Origin of the sequence: Thiomicrorhabdus sediminis (assembly GCF_005885815.1) — a bacterium.
Classification (GTDB): Bacteria; Pseudomonadota; Gammaproteobacteria; order Thiomicrospirales; family Thiomicrospiraceae; genus Thiomicrorhabdus; species Thiomicrorhabdus sediminis.
On the sequence record NZ_CP040602.1, the window covers coordinates 21588 to 45188 of the forward strand.

A 23601-nucleotide genomic window follows, 5' to 3' on the forward strand; every position below is an offset into this window, starting at 1 on the left:
CATGTCTAGTATCGCTACCTTATCCCGATTGGCCGCTGCCGTTTTGATGGGTTTGAGTTTGGTGGCATGTACCTCGAACAGCACCAAAGGCGGCAGCGTTGGTGTCGATCGAGAACAACTGCTGCTGATTTCACCGCAAGAGATGACCAAAGGCGCCTCCATTGCCTATAACGATGTACTTGAACAGGCCTCGGACAAACGCAAACTCAACCGAGACCCGGTGATGCTCAGTCGAGTAAAGCGCATTGCCAACGATATTATCCCGCAGACCGCGGTTTTCCGTAGCGATGCGCCGAGCTGGGACTGGCAGGTGAATGTACTCGAATCAGACCAACTCAATGCCTGGTGTATGCCTGGTGGTAAGATCGCCTTTTATAGCGGGCTCATTAAAAAACTGAATTTAACCGATGATGAGATCGCTGCCATTATGGGACACGAAATCGCCCATGCGTTACGAGAACATGGACGTGAACGCGCCTCGCAACAGGTTGTCAGCAGTGTCGGCTTGAGTGTTCTCGGAGCGGTAACCGGTATTCAAGGCCCGTCAATGGATTTGGCATCGCTGGCGCTCGATGTCACCGTTTCCCTGCCAAATAGCCGTACCCATGAGGTCGAAGCCGACAGAATGGGCGTTGAGCTCGCTGCTCGTGCCGGTTACAACCCTTATGCGGCAATCAATGTCTGGAAAAAGATGGCACAACAAAAATCGTCAGGCCAACCACCGGAACTGCTCAGTACACACCCGTCGCACAGTAGCCGTATTGCCGATTTGAAACGCTACGCTAAAATTGTCGAACCTCTGTTTTTACAGGCGGTAAAGCGTTAAAATTCATCTCAACCGTTGAGGCGAGCCACGCTTGCCTGCCAATGCTTGTATAACTGACTCAGTCAATGGGTTGCAATAAATTCATCATCAAATGGTATCCCCCATGACCGACTCTGCGGGCAAACGCCTTAATAAATACATCAGCGATTCCGGCTTCTGCTCACGCCGTGAAGCCGACCGTCTTATTGAACAAAATCGCGTCACCCTTAACGGTAACAAACCGGATCTTGGCTCTCAGGTCTTCGATAAAGATGAAGTTCGCGTCGATGGTAAATTGGTCAAGGCGGTCGCCAAAGACAAGACAGACCGTGTTTATATCGCCTACAACAAGCCGATTGGCATTACCTGCACCACCGAACGCAAGGTAAAAGGCAATATTGTCGATGCAATCAACTTCCCACAACGTATTTTCCCGATAGGACGTCTCGATAAACCTTCCGAAGGACTAATTTTCCTCACCAGCGATGGCGACATCGTCAATAAGATTCTGCGTGCGGAAAACGCCCACGATAAAGAATATGTGGTCACGGTAGATAAACCATTGAATGAGGATTTCGCCAAGAAGATGGCCGCAGGCATTCCTATTTTAGGCACTGTCACCAAACCCTGCAAGGTCACGCTAAATAGCAAATTCATCTTTACCATTGTTTTGACTCAGGGATTGAATCGTCAGATTCGCCGTATGTGCGAATATCTCGGCTATGAGGTGATGAAACTGAAACGCGTGCGCATTATGAATGTCGATCTAGGTCGACTGAAACCGGGTCAATGGCGCCATTTGAATGAGCAGGAAATGATCGAACTGAATCAGGCTTTGGCCGGTTCTCGTAAAACCTCAAGTCATGCCAACGCAGCAAATCCCAAGAAAAAGACAACGCCGTCTAACCTCAATAAAACGATGCGTCAGCCAAGAACCACGAACAAAACAGATCAAGCTGAGCCGAAAAGGCAAAACAGACGCAAAGCAAACCATAAAGCAGGTGCCAACCAGAACAAACCGGGTGCGAATAAGAGCAGAGCGCAAAATAACAGAAGACTAAAACAGAACGGCAAATCTACCAATTCATCAAAACGCCGTTAACGAAGTTGGGTTTGTGTCCGAGCATCCCAGATTTGAGTAGGTTGTGCCAAACCACCTAAAGGCGCATCGATACAGAACACCTCATCGGCAAAGCTCTGCTTAACCTCGACACAACTTCTAGCCGGTTCAAATGAAGATATATTCGCACTGGTCGAGACAATCGGCGCGCCAAACGCCACACACAACGCCTGCACCACAGGGTGATCCGAAACACGAATTGCCACCGTATCACGTCCTCCCGTCACCCAATCCGGCATGGCTTGCTTTAAAGGCAACACCCAAGTCACCGGCCCCGGCCAACTCTTTTCCACCTTGCTTTGCCAAGGCGCACCCGACAGCTCAACATAATCTTGAATCTGCTCGATAGATGCCGCCACCAGAATGACGCCCTTTTCCATAGGACGTTGCTTCACGTGAAACAGGTTTTCAACCGCTTGCTTGTCAAATGGATCGCAACCCAGGCCAAATACGGCTTCGGTCGGGTAGGCGATGGTCTGGCCTTGCTTCAGTAAAGCAACCGCTTGATCGATTTGTGACTGTAAACTGGTGTCTGTCATATTTATTCTTCATTTAAACCAAAAACGGCGCCTTGCAAAGCGCCGATTTTAAGCCGATAAAGCAAAAACTTACTGGTGCAGCTGTAATACTCGCTTAAACACATTAGGGTCTTTAATCATTGTCATTTCCCCTTCTCGCGGAATATGTTTGTCTTTCAAACGCGACAGGAAAAAGCGCAATGCCGCCAAACGTAATGCCGACGGCCAAGCTTTCAGCTCATCATCGGTCAAAGAACGCTGGGTTTGATAAGCGGACAACATCGCATCGATTCGCTCTTGATCAAATGCGATACGCGCTGGGTCATCATCATGCACTCGACACCAATCATTGACCATGACCGCCAAATCATAAAGCAAAGGGCCATTGCAAGCATAATACAAGTCGATAATGCCCGATAAGGTATCGCCAACAAACAGGGCGTTGTCACAGAACAAGTCGGCGTGGATCACCCCCATTGGCAGGTTCTGCCAATCGGTACCTGCCTGAAAACGCAATTCATTTTCAATCATCTTGCACTCGTCTTCCTCAAGACGGGTACGAATTTCGGCAAAGGTCGCGCTCATCCAACCGATATCACGGTCATTGTCTCTATGCTGCTCATAAGCTTGACCGGCGATATGGAATTTCGCCAACTGGCCTCCCATGACACCACACTGGGCTACAGATGGGTTTTCCACACCGCTTCCCACCAGTCTTTCGACCAAGGCCGCAGGCTTACCGCACAACTCTTTCAAAAAGCTGTGCGATTTGGTCGGCATAGGGTGCGCTGTCGGAATATTGTGTTCGGCCATAAACGCCATAATATTCAAAAAGTATGGCAATTCTTCAAAGCTATGGTGCTCAAAAATCGTTAAGACAAACTGCTCAATTTGACCGTGATTATTGGTGGTGACAAAATAATTGGTATTCTCAATACCGGCACTGATGCCTTCAAACGACTCCAAAATACCCACATCATAGTCTTCTAAAAACGCTTCCAATTGATGCGTCTCAACGACTGTATAAACAGACATAAAGTTTCGTCTCTTTACTAGATATCTTTAACCCATAATCAATACAAGGTTAATAGATAGAAAGTTATTCGGTAGAATAGTCCGAGCTATTCAAATAAGTAACATGTTATGTAATCCATAACGATGCAAATTCTATCACAACGAGCAAGTTAAATGACCGAATCAAATTCAGCAATCACCTTTAACCCTGACAGCCCATTTATTTTGGTGGACGGTTCTTCTTACCTTTTCAGAGCCTTCCATGCCATGCCGCCGCTGACAAACTCTAAAGGTGATGCGACGGGGGCGATATTCGGTGTCATCAATATGCTCGGTAAACTGATTGAACAGTACCAGCCGGAAAAAATGGCGGTGATTTTCGATGCCAAGGGAAAAACCTTTCGCCATGACATGTATAGCGAATATAAATCGCACCGCCCGCCAATGCCGGAAGAACTTGCCTCACAAATCGAACCGATCCATGAAATCGTCAAAGCCTTAGGCCTGCCGCTAATTTGCATAGAAGGGGTCGAGGCCGATGATGTCATGGGCACCTTGGCGCATCAAGCCAGCCTAGTTGAGCACGATACCTTGATTTCCACCGGTGATAAGGACTTGGCACAGCTGGTCAATGAACATGTCACGCTTATCAACACCATGAACGACACCTTATCCACTCCGGATAGTGTCGTGGAAAAGTTCGGTGTGCGTCCCGACCAGATTATCGATTACCTGGCTCTGGTCGGTGATAGTGCCGACAATATCCCGGGCATTCCAAAGTGCGGGCCGAAAACCGCGGTCAAATGGCTGACCTCTTTCGGCAATATCGATAATTTGATGGAAAATGCGCCGATGATCGGCGGGAAAATCGGTGAAAACCTGCGCAACAACCTCGATCAACTTAAATTATCACGAGAACTGACCACAATTCGCCTTGATTGCGACCTACCGATTGGCCTTAATGATATTCAGCGTCAGCCCGCTGATTTGCAGCGTTTACAAGAACTATTCAGCGAATATGAGCTACGCACCTGGTTAAATCAGGTGATGAAAGGCGAAACACCTTTCTCGAAATCAAATGGTGCCAAAGCACATAGCCAGACGGTAACCAAAAAATCCGCCCAACCAGATGAAACGAATCCGGTAGAAACCACTGTTGCCGAAAAAGCCGATAGCCAGTATGAAACGGTCTTTAGCGCAGAACAGTTCAATAAATGGCTGGCATTGATTGAAAATACCGAGCTATTCGCGATCGATACCGAGACCACCTCGTTGAATACTCAACAAGCTCAAGTAGTGGGTATCTGTCTGGCGGTAAAAAACCCGGATAAAGCCGGCAACCTGGCTTGTTATATTCCATTGGCGCACGATTACGAAGGCGCCCCGGCACAATTGGATTTAAATGACACCTTAAATCGCCTAAAACCTATTCTAGAGAATCCAAATGTCGCTAAATGTGGTCAAAATCTAAAATATGATTGGCATGTGCTGCAAAATCACGGTATCACACTTCAAGGTATGAAGTTCGACACCATGTTGGAGTCTTATTGCCTGAACAGTGTTGCCACCCGTCATAATATGGATGACCTGGCACTGAAATACCTGAATCACCGCACCACCCATTTTGAAGAGATTGCCGGTAAAGGTAAAAAACAACTGACTTTCAACCAAATTGAGATTGAAACCGCCGCACATTATGCAGCTGAAGATGCGGACATCACTTTACAGCTACACCAAACACTTTATCCGCAATTAACAGCAGAACAAAGCTTGGTGAACGTATTTAACGACATAGAAATGCCTTTAATGCCAGTTTTGGCTCACATGGAGCGTAATGGCGTCTTACTGGATACCGAGATGCTTGCCAAACAAAGTCAAGAAATCAGCGCCAAGCTGACTGAACTGGAACAAAAAGCGCATTTACTGGCCGGAGAGAACTTCAATTTGAACTCGTCCAAGCAGTTACAGGTCATCCTATTTGAGAATCTGGAACTGCCGATTATTAAGAAGACGCCAAAGGGCCAACCATCAACGGCTGAACCAGTTTTAGTGGAACTGGCCGAGCAAGGCCATGAAATGCCCAATCTGATTTTGGAATACCGTTCTTTGGCAAAACTGAAATCGACCTATACCGATTCTCTACCAAAGCAGATCGAACAGAAATCCGGCCGTGTGCATACCTCTTACCAGCAAGCCGTGGCATCCACCGGGCGTTTGTCATCAACCGAACCGAACCTGCAGAATATCCCTATTCGTTCCGCCGAAGGCCGTCGTATTCGTCAGGCTTTTATCGCTCGTCCGGGCTATAAGCTAATCGCCGCCGACTACTCGCAAATCGAGTTAAGAATTATGGCGCATCTTTCCGCCGATAATGGATTGTTGACCGCCTTCGCCGAAGGCCGAGATATCCACCAAGCCACCGCTGCAGAGATTTTTGGTGTTGAGTTAAACGAAGTCACTACAGAACAGCGTCGCAGCGCCAAGGCGGTTAACTTCGGTTTAATCTACGGCATGTCGGCATTTGGTTTGGCCAAACAATTGAATGTACCGCGTGGCGTAGCGCAGGAATATATCGACCTGTACTTCTCACGCTACCCTGGTGTGTTGGAGTATATGGATCGTACCAAGGATTTCGCCAAGGCCAACGGTTATGTTGAAACCCTGATGGGTCGACGTCTCTATCTGCCGGATATCAATGCGCGTAACGGCCAATTAAGACAATACGCCGAACGCACCGCGATCAATGCACCTATGCAGGGAACCGCAGCCGATATTATCAAAACCGCGATGATAAAAATCGAAGCCTGGCTAAAAGACTGTGAATTCGATATTCAAATGATTATGCAAGTACACGATGAATTGGTATTTGAGGTCAAGGAAGACCAGATCGATGCCGTGAGACCGCACATTAAAGAGCTTATGGAAGGCGCTTTAAAGCTCGATGTGCCACTGATTGTTGAAATCGGTCAGGGTAATAATTGGGATGAGGCTCACTAACCCTCAATGAAATTATTGAATACTTAAAATGAGGCTTTTCATATGCCAGCAACAACTTTTAAAACAGGTATCGGCTTAAAAAAGTATCACTTACGAAACTTATATAGCAAACAAAATAACCAAGTATTAGCCGGTATCAGCCAAATCATTGATGGGTGTACAGAAAGTGCAGTTGAACGTTTTTATAATGAGTTGACCAGTTTTGAGAAATCCAAGAAATTTCTTTCTGAACAAATGGTACAGGATCGTTTGAAAAATGAACTTAAATCCTGGATTGAGGATGTCCTTTCTCCAAAATCAGAAACGGATATTCCAACATTGATAGACAAACAATATCTTATTGGTGAGGTTCATGCTCGAATAGACATCCCCATGGACCTTGTCGATTCAGCCATGTTTCTAATTAAACATACGGTATTTTTATCCATTCTCGATTCTCAACTAGACAAGGAGATGAAAAACCGCGCCATTATCCTTGTCGATGCGATTTTGTCAGCAAGTCTGGCCATCATCGATCAATCATATCTGAAAGACTTGGTTGAGAATGAACGCATCGCGCAAGAGTACAAAGGGCATGTGTCGGCGCAGGAAATCGCTCTGGAAATCGAAGGTATAAAATCACAAACCTATAAATGGCTATCCAACTTAATGGCTGTGCTGGCATCAAATAAAGAGTATAAATTTCGTTCAATCAACAAAGACGATGTCGTGTTATGGATTATTCATAAACTACCGCAATATGTTAACAAACCGTCCTTTTTAGAGCCCATCAACGACACAGTCAATCAAATAGAGCAAATTCATATAGAGATTTCTCAAAATACAGAAAACCGTTCCGAAGCCATTCTTTTGCTGCAAAAGAAAATTTCCGAATTGAATTTCTTATTGACCGAAATCGCAAATGCTAACCTTCATGAGTCTAATCAACTCGACGCTCTGTCTTCACTGACTGAAAGACGTTTCTTAGATCCTATTATGCAGAAAGAAACTCAAATCGCTTTGCAAATGCAATCCAGATACTCAGTTATCATGGCGGATATCGATAATTTCAAACTCATCAACGATCAATTTGGTCATCAGGTTGGTGATGATGTTATCAAACATGTCTCAAAAATTTTGAAAACGAATATTCGCGTATCTGACTATATATTCAGATATGGTGGAGAGGAGTTTTTGATACTTTTACCAGAAACAGATTTGAAAACTTCAATTCATATCGCTGAAAAGCTACGTCAAAAACTGGAGCAATCCATCATAGAAACGCATCAAGCAGACAAAAGCTTAACCGTCACTTGCTCTTTGGGTGTTGCAGAGTTCGCCAATCATCCTGACTATATGCAGGTTATCAAGCGTGCCGATGAAAAACTTTACCAATCGAAAAATAACGGAAAAAACCAAGTGAGTTATTAACCATTTAGGTTCTTTAAAAAGTTGCCAAGCCCGCTCCAAATGCCAAACGGGCTTGGGTGGTTAACAGACTACTATACCTTAATAGGCAGTTCCCGATAGGTTTTGCCGGTTAACTGGCTTACGGCCGCCGCCAATGCCGGTGCAATCGGCGGTACGCCCGGTTCACCATAACCGCCTGGTGCATTATGGCTATCGACAATCTCAACAATGATATCCGGTGTTTCCTGCATGGTTAACATCGGATAGTTATCGAAATTGGTTTCAACCACGGCACCTCCCTCTAAATGTACCTTGCCTTTTAACGCTGCGGTCAAACCGTAAATCACCGCAGAGCTGATTTGACGCTTGACGATTTCCGGATTGACGACCAAACCACAATCAATCACGCAGTAAACTTTATCGACCTTGATTTGGTTATTGACCAGTCGGGCTTCAACCACCTGCCCGGCGAAACTGCCGAAACTCTCGACCAGAGCAACGCCTTTTCCCACACCTTCTGGTGCTTTAACTCTCCAATTGGATAAGCGCTCCAAATGGTTAAGCACACCGGCAGTCCGAGAATCGGGTTTTAATAAAGCGCGTCGGTAATCGAAGGGGTCTTGCTTGGCTTTTAGCGCCAATTCATTGAGCATGCCTTCCATGAAAAACCCGCTATAGGAGTGGCCTACCGAACGCCAAAAACCGACAGGGATTTTCATATCCTCGCGCACAACCGATAAACCCAGGTTACCAATTTGGTATTCCTGGTCCGCCAAGCCTTCCGACATAGAGTTATCGATCATTGTCGATGATCCATTGGTAAAACTGGCCATAGGCGAATCGGAAACCACTTTTACCTGCCACTCCAATGGCATACCTTTTTTATCGGTTTTAATATCAAAACCGCATACCGCCGCTGGGCGATAGAAGTCATGTTGGATATCTTCTTCACGTGACCAGATAACCTTAACCGGACGTTCCATCTCCATTGAGAGGTGAACGGCTTGAGCGACATAATCGACAAAGGCTCTACGACCGAAACCGCCGCCTAAATAGGTGGTATGCACTACCACTTGATCAGGCTGTAACAGACTGATATCGGCGGCAATCTTAGCGGTCATCGCCTGGTTTTGCGTTGGCGCCCATACTTCACATCTGGAGTCGGTGACATGAGCGGTGGCATTCATTGGTTCCATAGTCGTATGCGCCAGATAAGGCGCTTGATAGACTGCTTGGTGTTGCTCGGCAAAAACCGAGACCGATTGGGATTTTTTCACCTCGACACCGGTTTTTTTCAACCCTTTCTGTAAGCGCTGCTCAATCGACTGTGTATTTAAACCCGATGTATTGCCACCCTTGAAAACCGGCTTGAGCTTATCCAGGCCTTTTTTAGCCTGCCAATAACTATCAGCGACCACGGCAATGCCGTTATTCAGCTCGACTACAGCCTTAACACCTTTGACAGACTTGGCTGCGGCTTCATCGTAACTGTCGATTTCACCGCCAAAAACCGGTGATTGTGCCACTGTGGCAATCAACATATCATCCAGCACGACATCCATACCAAACACCGCTGAACCATCGGTTTTAGCGGCGGTATCAACTCGAGGCATAGGTTTGCCGATATATCGATATTCACTAGCGTCCTTTAGCATTGGTTTAACAGGAGGCACCAGCTTGCTGGCGATATCAATGAGTTGCTCAAAAGCCACTTCCTGACCTGAAGCGGAATGAATGACCTTACCTGCCATAGTTTTACAGCCAGATGCATCAACTTTTAATTGCTGGGCTGCTGCCATAACCAGCATTTCTCGCAAGGTCGCACCAACGACTCGCATCGGTTGCCACCAAGCTCTAACGGCGGTACTACCACCGGTCAACTGCATACCGAATGCCGGGTTATTGTATATGGAACTATTCAATGCAGATTGAACCGAAATATTGTCATAGTCGGCACCCAATTCGTCGGCAAGTATCATGGCTATTGCAGTCTGCGATCCCTGTCCCATTTCTGAGACCGGAATCACCAGATTCAAACCGCCTTGATGATCAAGTTGCAACCAAGCTTTGACGGGATATGACTTTTGAGCTACGGATTCCGTTTTCGCATAGGCTTTTTGTGCTGAAGGCAAACTGAAACCTAACACCAGCCCACCTAACCCCAATAAACCGGCTTTGAAAAGATCACGTCTGGCCATATTTTGCGGTTCTAATACTTCAACCTGAAGTGCATTTGCTGACGACAGTGATGAATTCATGCTTTTTTTCATTAAGTCCTGCATCTTATGCCCCCTTGCTCTTTAGCTCTGTCGACAAATCAACCGCTTTTTTGATTTCCGGATAACTTCCGCAACGACATAGGTTATTCATGGCTTTTTTGACTTCGGCATCGCTTGGGTTGGCATTTTGATCCAATAACGCCACCGCAGATAAGATTTGTCCGGACTGACAGTAACCACATTGCGGCACATCGAGCTGATTCCATGCCTGAGCGACAGGGTGATCGCTGTCAATGCCTTCAATGGTGGTGATTTTTTGATTTTTGAGATTCGATACCGGATAAGAACAGCTGCGCACGGTTTTACCGTCTAATAAAACCGTACAGGCACCGCATAAGCCGTTCCCGCAGCTGAATTTTGTTCCATTGAGTTTGAGGTGATCTCGAATAACCCAGAGTAAAGGCGTATCCGCATCAACATCTAGATTGTATTGCTGGTCATTGACATTAAGTGACAGCTTCATAACCAAGTCTCCTTTTTTCCTCTAATTGATAAGAGGGATGGGATTATCGATAAGACACTGCTGTCATCATAAAATTACGTAGACTCAGACAACATATCTATTTCTACGTTTTTTTTGCACAAAACTCCAAAAATAAATTGGCTTAGTTAGGCCTGTGCCATTTTCATGGCATCGGCTTTGGGGGATAGACCATACATTCTGGAATATTCTCGACTGAACTGGGAAGGACTTTCATAGCCGACTTTATAAGCGGTTTCGGTAACACTAAAACTCTGAAATTGAATCATATTTCTGGCCTCTTGCAGACGTAGGGTCTTTTGGAATTGCAAAGGACTCATGGTAGTGATTTTTTTGAAACTGGCGTATAGGGAAGACTCACTTAAACCGACATTTTCAGCGAGCTGTTTAATATTCAAATTCTGCGAAAACCGGTTTTTGATCAAGCTGATTGCCTCCAACACCTTTTGTGCGGAATGGCCTTCTTTCAGGTACTGGCGGATAAAACAGCCACTTTCACCCTGCAATAAGTAATAGAGAATCTCTTTCATATACAAAGGCGCCAAAACCTTAATTTGCTCCGGCGATTCGAGGGTATTAAACAGCCTGACAATAGGCTCTAACAGATGGTTTTCCAATTTGCCGAAATAAAGACCGTTATCACTACTTTGACTGACCGCCTCTCTGGGTTCCATCTCTTTAATGACATCAAAAATCTGTTCGATCGAGAAATTTAAGGTAAAGCCGATATAAGGCTGCTCTTTACTCGCATTGGCGATTCTGACTTTAGCCGGCGTATGCATGGAAGCCAAAAGAAATTGATTGGCGTCATAACGAATCAGATTATTACCGATACCAACCTCTTTTTCTCCCTGCAAAATAATACACAGTGATGGCTCATAAAGTATGGAAAGCATCTCTGTAGGCTTGTCGTTAATATAGAAACTAAGCGGTTTGAAGGCGTCGAGAATCTGCGCCGAACCCTTCTCAATCATGAGAAGGTGCTTCAACAGGATTTCCCGATTATGATTGATCTGATCTGCCTGCATCTCACCCCCGCAACCACTGTAGATTTGTAGAAATAGACAATTATTGATAATAAAAGGTTAGCGAAATTACGATTATTTTCAATAATTAATCTCAATGGCAAGATGCACTTTTTTAATTACTGATGATTTAGGCAAGTTTTAATTGAAACGACGAATATTGCCTTTGGTTTTCGGTTTCTTTTTAGGTGCGGGTTTTTTGGCTTTACCGCTGTCTTCTGTTTTTTCCTTGACCGGGCGCTCATATTCCATCCAAGTGTCGAGTTGTTGCCAGACTTGATCCAAACCGTCTTTTTTCAATGATGAAAACAATTGTGCGCTGGCGTGCGGATACTCTGCTTTGAGCATTTTTTTCAATTGCATCAACTGCGCCTTGGCAGGGCCTTTCTTCAATTTATCAGCCTTGGTCAATAACACATGCACCGGCAGACCGATCTCTGCCGTCCAATCGAGCATCTGCAGATCGATTTCGGTTGGTGGAATACGGCAGTCCATTAATAGAATCAGCCCTTTTAGCTGTTCGCGTTTCTCGACATACTCACTTAAACCGGCTTCCCAGGCACGCTTGGTGTTGATATTGACCTTGGCAAAACCATAACCCGGTAAATCCACCAGAGCACGAGTTTCGTCTACCGGAAAGAAGTTGATTAGCTGAGTGCGCCCCGGCGTTTTCGAGGTACGCGCCAGACTCTTTTGTGAAGTGATGACATTCAAGGCACTGGATTTACCGGCATTGGAACGCCCGGCAAAAGCCACTTCATAGACGATCTCTTCAGGACAAAGATCCAGTGTCGGCACACTTTTTAGGTATTCGGCTTTTTGATAGAGCGGATGCTGCATGAAGTTTTCCAATGATTTTATTGGTTAAGGTTTTGATTTACGCAAAAATTACCAGAAAAACGGCTCAATCTGCGCACTAGCAAGGTATTTTAATACTTTATCAATGATTTACATAGGTATATACTCTATCCTATTTTTTAATTCGTCAGCCTGGTCATTTTTGTGCTGAAAAAAACCGATAAAACCCTTTGTTTATAAGGTTTTTATCAATACAAAAAAACCAAATAAAAAAGCGATTTAATACATTTTTGCCCTATGGCAGAACCATTGACCAGCAATAGATTTAACACGGCCGTTATGACAAATAAAACAACACAACCCAGCAATATTTCCACAAAATCGATTCTCAGTGGCCGCGTATGGCTAAACTTCTTAGGTTCTATGAACCTGGCGGTGACCCTATTGGTTATGCTGTCGATCGCGTCGGTTATTGGTACCGTTCTTAAACAGAACGAAACCCTGCAAGATTATGTACTGAAATTTGGCCCTTTCTGGTCTCAGGTATTCAATGATTTAGGCCTTTATCATGTCTATGGAGCCGCTTGGTTTGTTTTGGTTCTGGTCTTCCTGCTGGTTTCAACCAGTGTTTGTGTAACCCGCCACACCCCTACTTTCACCAAAGACATGAAACAGTACAGTGAAAAACTGTCACAACGCGCCTTGGTTCACCAGCCTCACCATGCTGAGTTCACTACTCAAATCTCGCTTGAACAGCAGCAAGGCTATGCTCAGGCTTTATTGCAGCACAATGGCTATAAAACCAAAATCAAACAGCGCGATGATGGCTCAGTTATGGTTGCCGGTCTTAAGGGGCGCTGGAACCGACTGGGTTATTTTTTCACCCATATTTCGATTATCGTTATCTGTGTCGGCGCCTTGCTTGATAGTGACCTATTGCTGAAATACCGTGAATTGACCGGTTCTTTAAAAGCCGAAACGCGTTCGGTTCCATTGGATGAAATCTATAAAGAAGCCTGGTTAAGTGAAGATAACCTATCTTTCCGCGGCACTATAAATGTTCCGGAAGGTGATACCACCGATATGCTGTTTTTGCCTTATCGCAACGGTTTCTTAGCGCAAAAATTGCCTTTTACGGTAAAAAATGAAAACTTCCGTATCGAATATTACGATACCGGTATGCCGAAATCGTTTGAGAGTGATCTGGTATTGACCGCTCCAGATTTGGACGAACCGATTCGCCAGACCATTGAAGTCAATAAACCGCTGTATTATAAAAACTATGCGATTTATCAGTCTTCTTTCGGTGACGGTGGAACCAAATTGAATTTAATCGTTCACCCATTGATGGCACCGGTTGAAAATAACTTGAAGCTCGATACCACCATTAATAGTGTCGAACCCTTAAAGACCCCGGTCGGTACTTTCAGAGTCGAACTTAACGACTTTAAGATGCATAACATTGTGCCATCTTCGGAAGAGCGCCTGAAAGAGACCGGTCATAAGATGCAGAATAATGGTCCGACCATTATCTTTAAGGTACGTAATGACCAAGGTAAGGCTTGGGAATATGAAAACTACATGATTCCAAATAAGCAGGACGGCCGTTGGTTCTTTATGAGTGGTGTGCGTACCAGCAATGTCGAACCTTTCAGATATATGTTTATTCCGGCCGATGCCGAGCGTAAGAACAAGCGTTTCTTCAAATTCTTGCAGATGATCAATAATCCGCAAAATACTTATGATTTGCTGACCACTCTTTACCCTCGCGATCAAAACCTCAGTATGAAAGAATATGAGACCCAATCGCGTCTATTACAACAGTTGGTTGTGTTATTCCGTAATAAAGGTTTTTCCGGCATCACTCAATTTGTAAATAAGAATGTGCCTAAAGACCAACAAGAGCGTGTATCGGAATACTACTATGGTCAAACCAGTTTTATTCTGCAGACGCTGTATATGGATTTATTGGTTAAAGAAGGTCGTGTTGCCGATCACAATGCCGAGATCAACGACTTTGATAAGGTTTGGTTTGAAGACGCTCTGAATGCGATCAACGGCTTAAGTGCTTACGGGCCGCCGATGTATTTTGAAATTGCCAATTTTGAGCATATTCAGGCCACCGGTCTACAGATCACCAAGTCTCCAGGTAAAGATGTGGTTTACTTCGGTAGTGCGATGCTGACAATCGGTGTGTTCTTCCTGTTTTATGTTAGACAGCGCCGTACCTGGATTTTGGTTAAACCGAATGAAGACGGTAATGATGTGACTATGGCTTGTAAAGACAATAAAGACTTGCCAGAGGCGAAAAATGAATTTGATGACTTGGTTGACCAGGTCAAAAAATATAATGAAAAACAGTTGGCCGCAGCTGATAAGCCGCAACCAACAAATGGATAAATAGGGCAAAGACTATGCAAACTGAAAATTACATGGATGAATTTAAAGATTCCAATAGTTCTGCAATATCAATCAAAGAGGTTGTATGGGCACTATTGGTTATTGCCGGTGCCATCTATTCATGGATGCACTACAGCAATTTAATGGATGTTTATGAAGTCGGAATTCTAATCGGTTCAACAATCGGTTTGATTGCTTTAGGTCGTTTTTGGCCGAGTCTGCAGCCCTATTCATTATGGGTTGCCGGTTTATCCATTATCGCCTTATGGACCTACAACAGCCACGGCAATGTGATTACCGCCAATGAGCAGGCTTTCTTTTTGAAATTCCTGGTATCGAGCCAATCCGCAATTATGTGGATGAGTGCGCTATTTGTATTGGCGACTTTCTCATATTTCTTTGCCCTATTCGCCAAGTCCGACTATACCGCTAAGATTTCGACCGTTCTGGTTTGGGCCGGTGCGATATTCGGTCTGGTGGGTATGATGGTTCGCTGGCGCGAGTCTTATATCATCAACCCTGATTACGGTCATATCCCGGTCAGTAGTCTGTATGAAGTCTTCATTCTTTTCATTGTTCTGACAGCATTGATTTACCTGTATTACGAACAGAAGTACAAAACCCGCTCACTAGGTGGTTTTGTTATGTTGATTATCAGTTCGGCCGTAGCGTTCCTGCTTTGGTATACATTCGATCGCGGTGCCCATGAAATCCAACCGCTGGTACCGGCGCTGAAAAGTTATTGGATGAAAATACATGTACCGGCAAACTTTGTTGGTTATGGTGCCTTCTCTATCGCGGCAATGATCGGTATCGCTTATCTATTGACAGAAAGAGCGGCTGCAAAAAACCCTGACGGTGTAATGGCAACCAAAATGCCTAAGCTGTCGGTAATGGACGATTTGATGTATAAAACCATCTCGCTTGGTTTCGCTTTCTTTACTATAGCAACGATTCTTGGCGCCATGTGGGCCGCCGAAGCCTGGGGTGGTTACTGGTCTTGGGACCCTAAAGAAACTTGGGCGTTAATCGTTTGGCTTAACTATGCGGCTTGGTTGCATATTCGCATGACCAAAGGATGGCGCGGTAAACCTATGGCATGGTGGGCGATTATCGGTCTGTTTGTCACCACTTTCGCGTTCCTTGGTGTGAACATGTTCCTTTCTGGTCTGCATTCATACGGAGAACTGTAAGTATGTTGAAAAAATTGATTACAAAAAGCTTTTTGGTTTTTGCATTGAGCTTTTTCGGGTTAAACACTGCTATGGCTGCCGGTGACCATGCCGGTCATAACCATGGGGATCTGATGGGTGGTGTTGAATTTAAAAATATTCCTGTACCACAGTCTATCGCACCGCATAAAAAACAGGTAATCGAAGTATTTGGTTACACCTGTCCGCACTGCTATAACCTGGAACCCAGCCTGCACAAATGGTTGGAGACCAAAGCCGATGATGTGCATTTCGAACGTATGCCGGTCGTGTTTAACCACCCTAACTGGATTTTTATGGCGCGTGTTTTCTACACCGCCAAAGAGTTAGGTGTACTGGATAAATCACACAACGCCTTCTTTGACGCTTTACACCGTGATAAAAAAGAACTGTTCACACCGGAAAAAATTGCTCAGTTCTTCACCCAGTTCGGTGTTAAGGAAGAAGATTTCTTGAATATGTTCAAAGGCTTCAAGGTCGATCAACTGGTTCGCCGCGCGGCAAAACTGACGCGTGACTACGGTATTGAAGGTGTACCTTCTATTGTTGTTAACGGTAAATACCTTACCGATGTGCCTATGGCCGGTAGCCGCGATAAGATGTGGCAAATTGTTGATGATCTAAGCAACAAATAACACTAGGTTAAAACCTGTTTGCAACGGTCAATTAAAGCAATTTAATTGGCCGTTTTTTATTTATGGCGCGCTGCAACCATTAAAGCCCAATCAGCTTTAGTTTCATTCTCGGCGTTAATTTGCCTATAATTCAAAGACCAAGAAATAATCCGTTTAAAGCGAGTCTGTTATGAAAGCCGCCAATCTATTTGTCAAATGTCTGGAAAATGAAGAAGTCGAATTTATCTTTGGTATTCCCGGTGAAGAGAATCTCGATATTATGGATGCTCTACTGGATTCCGATATCAAGTTCATTACCACCCGACATGAACAAGGCGCGGCGTTTATGGCGGATGTCTATGGCCGCTTGACCGGCAAACCAGGGGTATGTATGTCGACCCTTGGGCCGGGCGCCACCAATCTGGTCACCGGTGTCGCCGATGCCAATATGGATAATGCGCCATTGGTGGCTATCGCCGGGCAGGCAGGCACCACCCGTTTGCATAAGGAATCTCACCAGGTAGTTGATCTGGTGTCGATGTTCAAACCGATTACCAAATACTCCACTCAGGTTCTGGAACCGGAAACCATCCCGGAAGTGGTACGTAAAGCCTTTAAGCTGGCGCAGGCGGAAAAACCGGGAGCGACCTTTATCGACCTGCCTGAAAACATTACCGAAATGCATACCGATGAACTGCCGTTACCGGCCAGTACCAACCGTTTGACCTTTGCCGACCGTAATCTATTAAAAGATGCCGCCGAACTGGTTAAACAGGCGAAAAACCCGTTAATACTGGTTGGTAATGGTGCGGTGCGCGCACGTGCCGGTAAACATATCGAGCAATTTGTCGAACAGCATAAAATCCCGGTGGTGAATACCTTTATGGCCAAAGGCATCGTGCCGTTTTATAGCGATATGGCAATGGGTACCGCTGGTTTGCAAAAAGGGGATTATGAAAATGCCGGTTTTGCCAAAGCCGACCTGATTATCTGTGTCGGCTTCGATATGGTCGAATACCACCCTCATCTGTGGAATCCGAACCGTCAGCACAAAATCATTCATATCGACACCAAAAAAGCGGAGGTCGATAACCGCTATATTCCAGAAATCGAATTGATCGGTAATATCGGTCCTAATCTGGTCGCTATGGGTGAAGCTTTAAACGAAATGTTAGATGAACCGATTAGCGAAACCCATATCGAATTCCTGCTGCGCGAGGCCATGATAAATGAAATGGATCGCTGTCGAGATAGTGATGCTTGGCCGATGCTGCCGCAGAAGATCATTTGGGATTTGCGTACCGCGATGAAATCGGACGATATCGCCATTAGTGATGTCGGCGCCCATAAAATGTGGATGGCGCGTATGTTCCGCTGCGATAAACCCAACACCTGCATTATCTCCAATGGATTTGCCGGTATGGGGATTGCCGTGCCGGGGGCGATTGCCGCAAAAATGGCTTACCCCGAAAAAGGCGTGGTCGCAGTCACCGGAGATGCCGGTTTTATGATGAATTCACAAGAGATCGAAACGGCTTTACGCTGTGAAACACCAATCGTGATTTTGATTTGGAACGACAGCCAATACGGCTTGATCGAATGGAAACAACAACGCCGTTTCGGCCGTTCTGCCTATATCGATTTTAAAAATCCGGATTTTGTCGATTATGCCAAATCGTTCGGCGCCAAAGGTGTGCGCATTGAAAAAGCTGAGCAATTGCTGCCTACCTTGCAATCGGCCTTGAAAACACCGACCGTTACAGTGATTGATTGTCCGGTCGATTATTCGCAAAACGATCGTCTTACAGCGCTATTGGGTAATGTACTATCTGAAATCGATGATTAATCCCATAAACATGCTAAACTGCTTGGAATAATTAAAATTCCTTATTCTTTAAGTTAATCATTAAACGGAAATTTTTATGCTTTATATCGAACGAAATGCGGCCGGCGATATCGAAAATATCGAATTCTCACCAGGTAAAGGCCGTGAGGAAATCAGTCTGCATGATCCGGCTTTGAAAGACTTTATCGAACATGCCCCTAACAGTGATGAAATCGTACAGAAAGTACTGGATCGTTTGGATTTAGATATGGTCCGAATTATCGAAGATTTAGTTGATGTATTAATCGATAAAAACATTATTCTGTTCACCGATCTACCGGATCCGGTACAGAATAAGATTCTATTCAAGAAAACCATTCGTAATATAAGTAACAAAGCGAACACTTTTGCTGATGACGAAGAACTGATTAATCTGTAATCAGTCCTGATACTGGCGCAATAGAGCTAAAAACTCAAAACCGAAACGCGCCAGTTTGACTTCTCCGACACCACTGATCGCCAACATCTGATAATCGTCATTCGGACGCTGTTGAGCCATTTCCACTAAAGAAGCATCGCCAAATACCTGATAAGCGGGAATATCTTCATATTCCGCAATTTCCTTGCGCAACTGCCTGAGTTCTTCAAAAAGAAGCTTATCTTTACCAGAAAGACTGTCTCTTGGCGATTTACGATTAGCGATGTTTGTAGCGGTTTTTTGCGCTAAAGCCAGTTGCAACTCTACCTTACCTTTTAAAACCTCTCCAGAACGTTCTGTCAGCTTTAGAACCGAATAATTTTGAATATCCTGATATAAATAGCCGCGATGAATCAATTGACGCAGAATACTCGACCACTCCTGCGCCGAATATTCTTTACCGATACCATAGGTACTCAATTGATCATGCCCCTGACTACGGATTTTTTCATTATCCAAACCGCGCAACACATCGATTACCTGACGACTACCGAATCCTTGATTCAATCGATACACGCAAGATAAGGCTTTCTGTGCGGCTACTTTGCCATCGAACAGTTTTGGAGGATTAAGGCAAATATCGCAATTACCGCAGGATTTATCGCTGAGTTCGGCAAAATAATTCAATAGCACATTACGGCGACAGGTTTGCGCCTCGGCAAAATCAACCATACTAGAGAGTTTGAAATTCTCGATACGACGCTGTTCTTCATCACTGATGTTCTCAACGAAATGTTTCGCGGTGGCGACATCCTGCATACCAAACAGTAACAATACTTCCGATTCCAGGCCATCACGCCCTGCACGACCGGTTTCCTGATAATAACCTTCGATATTTTTTGGCAGATCATAATGCACGACAAAACGTACATTGGGTTTATTGATCCCCATACCAAATGCGACCGTAGCGACCACTACATCGATTTCATCACGTATAAATTGTTGGTGCACGTTTTGCCGAATTTCTCCAGGCAGACCGGCATGATATGCCTTGGCATTAATGCCCTGCTGTTTGAGTTTTTCGGCGACCTCTTCAACGCGCTTTCGACTCAAAGCATATATGATTCCGCTTTCATCACGGTGCTCTTGCAAAAACGCCAATAATTGCTTATTCGGATTGTTTTTTTCCACCACTCTATAGCGTATATTCGGTCTATCGAAACTGCTGATATGCACCTTCGGACTATGGAAATGCAACCTGTGCAAAATATCCTGACGAGTGGCTCGATCCGCCGTTGCGGTCAAAGCGATAAACGGCACTTGTGAAAAATATTCACGTAACTGTCCTATCTGACGATACTCCGGTCGGAAATCATGTCCCCATTGTGAAATACAATGCGCCTCATCAATAGCAAATAATGAAATCGGTAATTGCTGGAGGCGTTGAATAAAACTGCCACTCAATAAACGTTCCGGTGAAACATAAAGTAATTTGAGCTGACCATTGTGTAGTTGGCTCAATACCTGATTGGCCTCTTCTGCCTGCAAACTTGAATTGTAATAGGCTGCGGCAACACCATTGGCACGCAATTCAGCAACTTGATCCTGCATTAAGGCAATCAGTGGAGAGACCACTATAGCGGTACCATTGCGCATCAATGCCGGTATCTGATAACAGAGCGATTTTCCGCCCCCGGTCGGCATTAATACAAAGCAATCGTCGCCTTGTAATAGATCGTTGATGATCTCCTGCTGATTCTGGCGGAATTGGCTATAGCCAAAAACCGACTGCAGAACGTCGATGGCTGAATGAGACATAAAGTTTATGAAAGTCTTTTAATGCTGAAAATGAATTTTGTGATCATAAAATCACAAGATGTCGGACATGAAATTGTCGGCTAATTTAGAGCAATTAAGGTCTTATTGCAATGTAAAACCCCATTAAATATTGCCTTAATGAAATTATTTTAAATACCTGCTGACCTGATCAACCGATTTACGCTTAAGCGGATTTTTAGCCTGACAATCAAGCTCGGTATAGCCCATATAGATAGCGCCGATAATCTGCTGTTTTGACGAATCTATAGATAATAATTGATAGGTTCTCTCGTCATTGATAATCGGTCCGGTACTCCATTGCATACCGATATTCAAAGACCAGGCCATTAACTGCATATTTTGAATCGCACAACTGCAAGCAGCATAATCTTCCTGACGTGTCACTTCATCATCTGCCAGGTTTTGCGTTATCAATACCACCTGCGGAATAGCGTTATATTTGGCAATCGCCTTGTCATACATAATCTGATAACAATCCAAATCATCACCGGCTTTTTTCTTTGCCCGGTTATCAGCATAAATATGCGACAATGATTGAGCAGTCTGATCACCCACTATATAAAAAAACCAAGGTTGGGTTAGTTTATGGTTAGGCGCACTGATAGCTGCTTGAATACATTGATTGAGCTGCTCTTTATCGAGCGCTTTATCAATGAACTGATAACAGGTTCTACGGCTCAAAATAAATTTTAACAATTGTTCTGAATGAATGGCCGACGATGTCATAAAGATCCTTTAAAATTAGTTTTGCTAGCCAAGTCCTGTGCAAAAACAGACAGCGGCTATTTTATTCAAAATGCCTTTGGATAAATTGGGCATAATTGTGGATAACTATGGCAAATATTATAAAGGCTTTTTTTATCCACATTTGACGCACATTTATTCACAGCACTTCTCAAAAAGCCTACACACAACTTAGTCACAAGCTAACTATTTGATAAACTAATTGAATTGTTCTTTATCTACAAAGTTTATTAACCTAATAAGAATAACAAAGAAGTGTATATATAAAAAAATACTATATAACTAACAACACGAAATTATCCAATTCACACCTCATTTGACGTTTTGCTTATTAAAAAGCGAACGTCATTAACAACCAGCGAAAATAACCAATGACTTTAAGTGAACTGAAATATATTGTTGCTTTAGCGAAAGCGAAACATTTTGGTAAAGCATCCGAAATGTGTTTTGTCAGTCAACCAACTCTTAGTGTAGCGATTAAAAAGTTTGAAGAAGAGTTAGGCGTTTCGTTATTTGAAAGACGAAAAAAAGATATTCTGATTACCCCTATCGGTGAACAGGTCATTCTATTAGCCGAAAATATCATTGAGAAAACTCAGCAGATTAAACAGATAGCTAAGGATTCAATTGATGATCTGAATACCGAACTGCGCTTAGGGATTATTTATACGATAGGACCATACCTGTTACCTAAGTTGGTTCCAATCCTTAAAAAACTGGCTCCTGATACCCATTTGATCATTGAAGAGAACTTTACTACGGTATTGAGTGAAAAGCTGCAGAATGGTGAATTGGATCTAGTTATACTCTCATTACCTTTCAAAGAAGCCAATATAGAGACCTTAGAGCTTTATGAAGAGCCTTTTATGGCAATCGTGCCCAATGATGACCCTTTGGCAGAAAAAACCGCTCTATTAACCGCTAAAGATCTAATTCATACTAATATATTGTTACTCGGTTCAGGTCATTGTTTCAGGGATCAGGTGGTAGAAGCCTTTCCGACATTGCAGAACAATAGTTATAATCACGCTGCGTTACAGAAAACCTTCGAAGGCAGTTCTTTAGAAACGATTCGTTATATGGTCGCATCGGGTGTAGGTAGTTCGATTGTACCTGCCACATCGCTTTCAGAACGTGACCAGGGGCTTTTCTCTATAAAAACACTACAAGACCCTGTACCAACCCGAAAAGTTGCTCTAGCATGGCGTAAAACCTATACAAGAGATAAAGTTTTTGATCTTTTTGAAAAGGCGATCAAACAGATTGAGTTTCCCGGTGAATTAATTAAAAAGTGATTTCATTATGAAAAAGGCTGTATTTCAAAAATCCATCTTGTCGGTAGCTATGGGGACTGCGGTGCTTGTCTCCGCCTCAAACGCTGTCGCTCAAACCGATAACTCTTTACAGCAGCAAGCCGTTAAGGCTGAGCCGATGAATAGTGTTGATCCTTATGAAGGTTTCAACCGTTCCATGTTCGCTTTTAATATGGCTTTTAATGATTCCATCGGTAAACCGGTCGCCAATGCCTACAACAATGTTGTGCCGCAACCGCTGAGAACCGGGGTGAGTAATGTATTTGATAATCTGTCGACACCTATTTCTGCCGTTAATTGTTTCTTGCAAGGCAAGGTAGAAGACGGTTTGTCAGAAATTATGCGTTTTACCATTAACTCAACCTTTGGTCTATTTGGTATTTTGGATATTGCCGAACCGGCCGGTCTAGAAGCAAAAAACGAAGATTTGGGCCAGACCTTATACACTTGGGGTATGTGGACAGAAAGTAATTATCTGGTTCTACCGTTTGTCGGCCCTTTCACGACTCGAGAATTAACCGGTGGCTTGGTTGATTCCAGTTATGACCCGGTCTATATCAATTGGATCGAAGCTGATGAAGGCGAACGTCGTCTGATCTACATGACAGACGGTTTCATCCAATATTCGAAAGTGGTCAATTTGATTGATGATATTAAAAATCAGCCGGATCCTTATGTCTTTAGCCGTGAGAGCTATCTGCAGCATAGAACCAATTTGATTTATGATGGTAAGCCACCACAACCGGCACTGGATGATTTTAATTTTGAATAATTAAAATCAAAGCATAGCGATTGACTAAAAAGCAGTTTC

19 protein-coding genes are annotated in these 23601 nt (G+C 44.1%); 11 read left to right on the top strand and 8 right to left on the bottom strand.

Annotation, left to right across the window (positions count from 1 at the left end):
• Position 1 precedes the first annotated feature (1 nt).
• Complete coding sequence (locus tag FE785_RS00105) at positions 2-826, top strand: M48 family metallopeptidase (RefSeq protein ID WP_138563206.1); 825 nt, start codon at positions 2-4, stop codon at positions 824-826.
• A gap of 103 nt (positions 827-929) precedes the next feature.
• Complete coding sequence (gene rluF / locus FE785_RS00110; protein ID WP_138563208.1) at positions 930-1907, top strand: 23S rRNA pseudouridine(2604) synthase RluF; 978 nt, start codon at positions 930-932, stop codon at positions 1905-1907.
• Here rluF and tsaC read toward each other — a convergent pair.
• Positions 1904-2464, bottom strand: coding sequence for an L-threonylcarbamoyladenylate synthase type 1 TsaC (gene tsaC, locus FE785_RS00115; protein WP_138563210.1), 561 nt, complete (start codon positions 2462-2464; stop codon positions 1904-1906). The two genes, rluF and tsaC, sit on opposite strands and share 4 nt — an antisense overlap.
• 69 nt (positions 2465-2533) lie before the next feature.
• Positions 2534-3478 (bottom strand): homoserine kinase, encoded by a 945-nt coding sequence (locus FE785_RS00120; protein ID WP_138563212.1) that lies wholly within the window; start codon positions 3476-3478, stop codon positions 2534-2536.
• Between the two features lie 153 nt (positions 3479-3631).
• Between FE785_RS00120 and polA the strand changes: the two genes are divergently transcribed.
• Complete coding sequence (gene polA, locus FE785_RS00125; protein ID WP_138563214.1) at positions 3632-6454, top strand: DNA polymerase I; 2823 nt, start codon at positions 3632-3634, stop codon at positions 6452-6454.
• Positions 6455-6496: 42 nt separating this feature from the next.
• The gene (locus FE785_RS00130; RefSeq protein ID WP_138563216.1) at positions 6497-7864 is read left to right on the top strand and encodes a GGDEF domain-containing protein; all 1368 of its coding nucleotides are present in this window, start codon (positions 6497-6499) and stop codon (positions 7862-7864) included.
• A gap of 71 nt (positions 7865-7935) precedes the next feature.
• Here the strand turns inward: FE785_RS00130 and FE785_RS00135 are convergent, their stop codons facing one another.
• The 4 genes from FE785_RS00135 to yihA all read right to left on the bottom strand — a co-directional run bounded on the left by FE785_RS00135 (position 7936) and on the right by yihA (position 12468).
• The gene (locus tag FE785_RS00135; protein WP_138563218.1) at positions 7936-10125 is read right to left on the bottom strand and encodes a xanthine dehydrogenase family protein molybdopterin-binding subunit; all 2190 of its coding nucleotides are present in this window, start codon (positions 10123-10125) and stop codon (positions 7936-7938) included.
• Position 10126: 1 nt separating this feature from the next.
• Complete coding sequence (locus tag FE785_RS00140) at positions 10127-10585, bottom strand: (2Fe-2S)-binding protein (RefSeq protein WP_138563220.1); 459 nt, start codon at positions 10583-10585, stop codon at positions 10127-10129.
• A gap of 146 nt (positions 10586-10731) precedes the next feature.
• Positions 10732-11631 carry an AraC family transcriptional regulator gene (locus tag FE785_RS00145; protein ID WP_202978309.1) on the bottom strand — a complete coding sequence of 300 codons (900 nt, stop codon included), beginning with the start codon at positions 11629-11631 and terminating at the stop codon, positions 10732-10734.
• A 138-nt stretch (positions 11632-11769) separates the two neighbouring features.
• Positions 11770-12468 carry a ribosome biogenesis GTP-binding protein YihA/YsxC gene (yihA, locus tag FE785_RS00150; protein WP_138563222.1) on the bottom strand — a complete coding sequence of 233 codons (699 nt, stop codon included), beginning with the start codon at positions 12466-12468 and terminating at the stop codon, positions 11770-11772.
• A 297-nt stretch (positions 12469-12765) separates the two neighbouring features.
• Here yihA and FE785_RS00155 point away from each other — a divergent pair, with 297 nt between their 5' ends.
• From FE785_RS00155 to FE785_RS00175, 5 genes are all read left to right on the top strand, one after another.
• Positions 12766-14826 (top strand): cytochrome c biogenesis protein ResB, encoded by a 2061-nt coding sequence (locus tag FE785_RS00155; RefSeq protein ID WP_238696274.1) that lies wholly within the window; start codon positions 12766-12768, stop codon positions 14824-14826.
• A 14-nt stretch (positions 14827-14840) separates the two neighbouring features.
• A complete protein-coding gene (ccsB, locus tag FE785_RS00160; RefSeq protein ID WP_138563224.1) occupies positions 14841-16019 on the top strand; it encodes a c-type cytochrome biogenesis protein CcsB in 1179 nt (392 codons plus the stop codon).
• Positions 16020-16021: 2 nt separating this feature from the next.
• Positions 16022-16672 carry a thiol:disulfide interchange protein DsbA/DsbL gene (locus FE785_RS00165; RefSeq protein ID WP_238696276.1) on the top strand — a complete coding sequence of 217 codons (651 nt, stop codon included), beginning with the start codon at positions 16022-16024 and terminating at the stop codon, positions 16670-16672.
• Between the two features lie 169 nt (positions 16673-16841).
• Positions 16842-18497: an acetolactate synthase large subunit gene (locus FE785_RS00170; protein WP_138563226.1), complete on the top strand. Its 1656-nt coding sequence runs from the start codon at positions 16842-16844 to the stop codon at positions 18495-18497.
• A 76-nt stretch (positions 18498-18573) separates the two neighbouring features.
• Positions 18574-18915, top strand: coding sequence for a hypothetical protein (locus FE785_RS00175; RefSeq protein ID WP_138563228.1), 342 nt, complete (start codon positions 18574-18576; stop codon positions 18913-18915).
• On the opposite strand, the gene recQ is transcribed toward FE785_RS00175, so the two are convergent.
• Positions 18916-20712: a DNA helicase RecQ gene (gene recQ / locus FE785_RS00180; RefSeq protein ID WP_138563230.1), complete on the bottom strand. Its 1797-nt coding sequence runs from the start codon at positions 20710-20712 to the stop codon at positions 18916-18918.
• A gap of 144 nt (positions 20713-20856) precedes the next feature.
• Complete coding sequence (locus FE785_RS00185; protein ID WP_138563232.1) at positions 20857-21459, bottom strand: nitroreductase family protein; 603 nt, start codon at positions 21457-21459, stop codon at positions 20857-20859.
• 389 nt (positions 21460-21848) lie between these two features.
• On the opposite strand from FE785_RS00185, the gene FE785_RS00190 reads away from it, so the two are divergent.
• Together FE785_RS00190 and FE785_RS00195 are read left to right on the top strand one after the other, a co-directional pair.
• The gene (locus FE785_RS00190) at positions 21849-22772 is read left to right on the top strand and encodes a hydrogen peroxide-inducible genes activator (protein ID WP_138563234.1); all 924 of its coding nucleotides are present in this window, start codon (positions 21849-21851) and stop codon (positions 22770-22772) included.
• A 7-nt stretch (positions 22773-22779) separates the two neighbouring features.
• Complete coding sequence (locus FE785_RS00195) at positions 22780-23562, top strand: MlaA family lipoprotein (RefSeq protein WP_238696278.1); 783 nt, start codon at positions 22780-22782, stop codon at positions 23560-23562.
• The last annotated feature ends 39 nt before the right edge of the window (positions 23563-23601 follow it).

What these genes read in the sequence shown, in the direction of transcription:
- FE785_RS00165 (WP_238696276.1), top strand. Translation starts at nt 16,022, where the DNA reads ATGTTGAAAAAATTGATTACAAAAAGCTTTTTGGTTTTTGCATTGAGC.
- FE785_RS00175 (WP_138563228.1), top strand. Translation starts at nt 18,574, where the DNA reads ATGCTTTATATCGAACGAAATGCGGCCGGCGATATCGAAAATATCGAA.
- FE785_RS00130 (WP_138563216.1), top strand. Translation starts at nt 6,497, where the DNA reads ATGCCAGCAACAACTTTTAAAACAGGTATCGGCTTAAAAAAGTATCAC.
- FE785_RS00145 (WP_202978309.1), bottom strand. Translation starts at nt 11,631, where the DNA reads ATGCAGGCAGATCAGATCAATCATAATCGGGAAATCCTGTTGAAGCAC.
- yihA (WP_138563222.1), bottom strand. Translation starts at nt 12,468, where the DNA reads ATGCAGCATCCGCTCTATCAAAAAGCCGAATACCTAAAAAGTGTGCCG.
- FE785_RS00190 (WP_138563234.1), top strand. Translation starts at nt 21,849, where the DNA reads ATGACTTTAAGTGAACTGAAATATATTGTTGCTTTAGCGAAAGCGAAA.
- recQ (WP_138563230.1), bottom strand. Translation starts at nt 20,712, where the DNA reads ATGTCTCATTCAGCCATCGACGTTCTGCAGTCGGTTTTTGGCTATAGC.
- FE785_RS00105 (WP_138563206.1), top strand. Translation starts at nt 2, where the DNA reads ATGTCTAGTATCGCTACCTTATCCCGATTGGCCGCTGCCGTTTTGATG.
- tsaC (WP_138563210.1), bottom strand. Translation starts at nt 2,464, where the DNA reads ATGACAGACACCAGTTTACAGTCACAAATCGATCAAGCGGTTGCTTTA.
- FE785_RS00140 (WP_138563220.1), bottom strand. Translation starts at nt 10,585, where the DNA reads ATGAAGCTGTCACTTAATGTCAATGACCAGCAATACAATCTAGATGTT.
- FE785_RS00170 (WP_138563226.1), top strand. Translation starts at nt 16,842, where the DNA reads ATGAAAGCCGCCAATCTATTTGTCAAATGTCTGGAAAATGAAGAAGTC.
- polA (WP_138563214.1), top strand. Translation starts at nt 3,632, where the DNA reads ATGACCGAATCAAATTCAGCAATCACCTTTAACCCTGACAGCCCATTT.
- ccsB (WP_138563224.1), top strand. Translation starts at nt 14,841, where the DNA reads ATGCAAACTGAAAATTACATGGATGAATTTAAAGATTCCAATAGTTCT.
- rluF (WP_138563208.1), top strand. Translation starts at nt 930, where the DNA reads ATGACCGACTCTGCGGGCAAACGCCTTAATAAATACATCAGCGATTCC.
- FE785_RS00120 (WP_138563212.1), bottom strand. Translation starts at nt 3,478, where the DNA reads ATGTCTGTTTATACAGTCGTTGAGACGCATCAATTGGAAGCGTTTTTA.
- FE785_RS00185 (WP_138563232.1), bottom strand. Translation starts at nt 21,459, where the DNA reads ATGACATCGTCGGCCATTCATTCAGAACAATTGTTAAAATTTATTTTG.
- FE785_RS00135 (WP_138563218.1), bottom strand. Translation starts at nt 10,125, where the DNA reads ATGCAGGACTTAATGAAAAAAAGCATGAATTCATCACTGTCGTCAGCA.
- FE785_RS00195 (WP_238696278.1), top strand. Translation starts at nt 22,780, where the DNA reads ATGAAAAAGGCTGTATTTCAAAAATCCATCTTGTCGGTAGCTATGGGG.
- FE785_RS00155 (WP_238696274.1), top strand. Translation starts at nt 12,766, where the DNA reads ATGACAAATAAAACAACACAACCCAGCAATATTTCCACAAAATCGATT.